This window comes from Pantoea septica (assembly GCF_002095575.1).
GTDB classification, from domain to species: Bacteria; Pseudomonadota; Gammaproteobacteria; order Enterobacterales; family Enterobacteriaceae; genus Pantoea; species Pantoea septica.
Genome location: NZ_MLJJ01000074.1, coordinates 1 through 4,067 on the forward strand (window position 1 = coordinate 1; position 4,067 = coordinate 4,067).

5 protein-coding genes are annotated in these 4,067 nt (G+C 58.4%); 3 read left to right on the forward strand and 2 right to left on the reverse strand.

What is annotated here, in order from left to right; genetic code table 11:
* Together ligA and HA46_RS20535 are read left to right on the forward strand one after the other, a co-directional pair.
* The coding region (ligA, locus tag HA46_RS20530) for an NAD-dependent DNA ligase LigA (RefSeq protein ID WP_143807701.1) at positions 1 to 1,072 on the forward strand (1,072 nt) is incomplete at its 5' end.
* A 1-nt stretch (position 1,073) separates the two neighbouring features.
* Entirely contained in the window at positions 1,074 to 1,292 is a 219-nt protein-coding gene (locus HA46_RS20535; protein WP_033791735.1) for a DUF3820 family protein, read from the forward strand.
* 26 nt (positions 1,293 to 1,318) lie between these two features.
* On the opposite strand, the gene HA46_RS20540 is transcribed toward HA46_RS20535, so the two are convergent.
* Positions 1,319 to 2,329 (reverse strand): bile acid:sodium symporter family protein, encoded by a 1,011-nt coding sequence (locus tag HA46_RS20540; protein WP_084886560.1) that lies wholly within the window; start codon positions 2,327 to 2,329, stop codon positions 1,319 to 1,321.
* 95 nt (positions 2,330 to 2,424) lie between these two features.
* On the opposite strand from HA46_RS20540, the gene HA46_RS20545 reads away from it, so the two are divergent.
* Complete coding sequence (locus HA46_RS20545; RefSeq protein WP_033791732.1) at positions 2,425 to 3,345, forward strand: LysR family transcriptional regulator; 921 nt, start codon at positions 2,425 to 2,427, stop codon at positions 3,343 to 3,345.
* Here the strand turns inward: HA46_RS20545 and HA46_RS20550 are convergent.
* Positions 3,342 to 3,686, reverse strand: a complete 345-nt coding sequence (locus tag HA46_RS20550; RefSeq protein WP_084886567.1) for a FlxA-like family protein — start codon at positions 3,684 to 3,686, stop codon at positions 3,342 to 3,344. The genes HA46_RS20545 and HA46_RS20550 overlap by 4 nt on opposite strands.
* Between the last annotated feature and the right edge of the window lie 381 nt (positions 3,687 to 4,067).

The window sequence follows — 4,067 nt, forward strand, 5'->3', positions numbered from 1 at the left end:
AGCGCAGGAGCAGATGACGTTCGTGCGCGACGTTGAATTTCAGGTGGGCCGCACCGGCGCGGTAACGCCGGTGGCGCGGCTTGAGCCGGTGCTGGTAGCGGGCGCGATGGTCAGCAACGCCACGCTGCACAATGCGGACGAAATCGAGCGTCTTGGCCTGCGCATCGGCGACAGAGTGGTGATCCGCCGCGCTGGCGACGTGATCCCGCAGGTCGTCAACGTGGTGCTCTCCGAACGACCGGCAGATACGCGTGAAGTGGTTTTCCCAACGCATTGCCCGGTCTGCGGCTCCGACGTCGAACGCGTCGAAGGGGAAGCGGTAACGCGCTGCACCGGCGGGCTAATCTGCGGCGCGCAGCGCAAAGAAGCGCTGAAGCATTTCGTTTCGCGGCGCGCCATGGACGTCGACGGTCTGGGCGATAAAATTATCGACCAGCTGGTAGAGACCGAATATGTCAAAACGCCTGCGGATCTCTTCAGGCTGACGCCGGAGAAGCTGCTGGGTCTGGATCGCATGGGGCCGAAATCGGCGCAAAACGTGGTCAAGGCGCTGGAGAAGGCGAAATCGACTACGCTGGCGCGTTTTCTTTACGCGCTCGGCATTCGCGAAGTCGGCGAGGCGACCGCCGCCAACCTGGCGAACCACTTCGGCGAGCTGCAAAAAGTGATGGACGCCGATCTGGAGGCGCTGATTGCGGTGCAGGACGTCGGCACCGTCGTCGCTACTCACGTGCGCAACTTTATGGATGAAGAGAGCAACCGCGAGATCATTCGCCAGCTGGTGGATGAGATCGGCGTCCACTGGCCGAAAATCGAGGTGGTTAAGGCGGAAGAGATCGACAGCCCGTTTGCCGGTAAAACCGTGGTGCTGACCGGCTCATTGACCCAGCTCACGCGCGACGAGGCTAAAGATCGCCTGACCGCGCTCGGTGCAAAAGTCAGCGGCAGCGTCTCGAAAAAAACCGATCTGGTTATCGCGGGCGAAGCGGCGGGCTCCAAGCTGGTTAAGGCGCAGGAGCTGGGGATTGACGTGATCGACGAAGCGGAAATGATCCGGCTGCTGGACGCCTGATATGGACAAAGCGAACCTGGTTGAAATTGCCAACACGGCGATGCCGTTCGGCAAATATAAAGGCTGTCTGCTTATCGATCTGCCGGAGCCTTATCTGCTGTGGTTCGCGCGTAAAGCGGAGTTCCCGTCGGGTCATCTCGGCGAGCTAATGCAAATGACGCTCGCTATCAAGATCGAAGGCCTGGAGGGCCTGGTCAAACCGCTTAAACGCAATGCGTAAAAAAGCCCGCTTCGGCGGGCTTTTCGTTACTTTTGCGACTCGACGACGGTCGGCTTCACCTGCTGCGCCAGCTTCTTCTCGTGACTGACTTTATATCGCTGGGCGATCCAGGAGCAGACCATGAGCTGCACCTGGTGAAAGATCATCAGCGGCAGCACGATAATGCCCACTGAACTGGCCGGGAACAGAATGTTCGCCATCGGCACGCCATTCGCCAGGCTCTTTTTCGAGCCGCAAAACAGCACCACGATTTCATCAGCGCGATTAAAGCCGAACAGACGCGAGGCGCAGATATTGATCGTCAGCACCAGCGCCAGCAGCAGGATGCAGCCAGCCAAAATCCACAGCAGGGTATCGATGCCGACGCGATGCCAGATGCCGTTTACGACCGCTTCGCTAAAGGCGGAGTAGACCACCAGCAGAATGGAGGTCTGGTCGGTTTTGCCGATCAGGCCGCGATGCTTTTCTACCCAGCCGGCAATCCAGCGGCGCGACAGGTGACCGAGAACAAAAGGCACCAGCAGCTGCAGCATGATTTTGCCGACCTGCTCAAGGCCGTCAGACGGTGCGCTGCTGTGCACGTCCATCACCAGATTCACCAGCAGCGGAGAGATAAAGACGCCCAGCAGGCTTGAGGCTGAAGCGCTGCAGACCGCCGCCGCGACGTTGCCGCCCGCCATTGAGGTAAAAGCAATCGCGGACTGCACCGTGGCGGGCAGAATGCAGAGATAGATAAAGCCGGTGTAGATCTCCGCGCTGACTTTGACCGGATGCCACCAGACAATCAGCAGGCCGATAATCGGGAAGAGCACGAAGGTGCTGAACATAATCCACAGGTGCAGCCGCCAGTGGCTGCTGCCCGCGATGATTTTTTCACGCGATAACTTGGCGCCGTGCATAAAAAAGAGCAGGGCGATGGCGGCCGTGGTCAGGTAGTCGAAGACGTCGACGAAAACGCCTTTAGCGGGCAAAAAGGTGGCCAGCAGTACCGTGATAATCAGTTTGATCATCATCGGATCGAGTCGCAGAAATCCCATTGTTAAAATCCGGTTAAAATTTGCATGCAGTGATTGTGAGGGATGCGGGTTTAGAAATAAAATTGATTTATTGCATCAATCTATGAGCCATTTCGATGAATTACACGTTACGTCAGCTGCGCACCTTCGTCGCCGTCGCCCATCACGGCGGTTTCAGCCAGGCCGGGCAGGCGATCGGCCTGAGTCAGTCGGCCGTCAGCCACAGCATCAAAGAGCTGGAGGCGGTTATCGGCGTGCGCCTGCTGGACCGCACCACGCGCGAGGTTATGCTGACGGAAGCGGGGCAGCAGCTGGCGTCGCGCATGGCGAGCCTTCTGGAAGAGATGAACTCGACGCTGCTGGATATTCGCAGCTACGGCGAACAGCGAAGCGGCACGGTGCGTATCGCCGCCAGCCAGACCATCTCTGCGCATCTGATGCCGCAGTGTCTTGCCGCCAGCCAGAAAAGCTATCCCGACATCCACGTCATTCTGCATGACCGGATGCAGCAGGTGGTTTTACAGAGCGTGCGCGATGCTGAAGTTGATTTCGGCATCGTGATCGGCCCGCTTAGCGATAGCGACCTCGACTGTCAGTCGATTCTGGAAGAGCCTTTTTTACTGTTGTGCCGCAGCGACGATCCGCTTGCCGCGATCGATAGGGTGCAGTGGCACATGCTGGCGGGACGCGACGTGGTGCTGCAGGATTATGCCTCTGGCAGCCGCGTGTTAATTGACGCGGCGCTGCGGCGGCTGCAGGTGGAAATTAACGTGGTGCAGGATATCGGTCATCCGGCGACGCTGTTCCCCATGGTCGATGCAGGCATCGGCATCAGTATTTTGCCGGCGCTGGCGCTGCCGCTGCCAGCGGGCAGGGCGCTGACGGTGCGTCGACTCTATCCTGAAATCAACCGCAGCCTGATGCTGGTCAAGCGCAAAAACCGCTCGCTGACGCCGGCGGCGCAGGCAATCTGGCAGGAAGCGCGTCAGCAGGCGACGCTGCTGACGCAACAACGCACGATCAATCCGGCGTTCTAGATATAGACGTTAAGCTGGTTGGCTTCCGTTGGACGATTCACACCGTCGGCGGCCTTTACGCCGCCAGCCTGATTCGCCGGCTCGCTGTTCTGCTGCGCCTGCTCTGCTTGCTTCTGCTCCAGCTGGGCGATCTGCGCTTCGAGCATGGCGATCTGCGACTGATACATCTGCTCCATTTCCGACTTCTGCTCGTCGGTCAGCTCCTGATTATCCGACAGCTCTTTGACCTGCTTCGTGATGTTCTGGATCTGCTTATTCAGTGCGGAAATCTGCGACGAGATGCTGACATTGCTGCCGGCGCTGCTGCCTGTACTGCCAGATAAAGCGGATATCGATGACATGGTCTTTCTCCTTGCAAATAGACACAATCGTTATCGGTTCAGGAGAAAAAGGCTTGAGGCAGGAAAGCGTTAAGGTTTGGAAAAGACAGGGAAAGCTACCCCTGATTTTTTGAAGCGCCGCACGATGCTACATAACGGCCCATCCCGTGCGGCTGAAAAGCACTAACTCGCGGTGCGCAGAAACGAAAAAAGCGCCCATAAGGCGCTTTTTTCTGAATTGGTGGGTCGTGCAGGATTTGCCCCGGCCCGTCCCGGGCCTTGCCCTACGGGTGATGCGATGCATCAGCCTGAATCGCTCCCGGCGATTCAGTCGAACCTGCACAGGTTCTCATCCCGCACGTCAGGCATCTCAGCGTGCCTGAACGAAAAAAGCGCCCATAA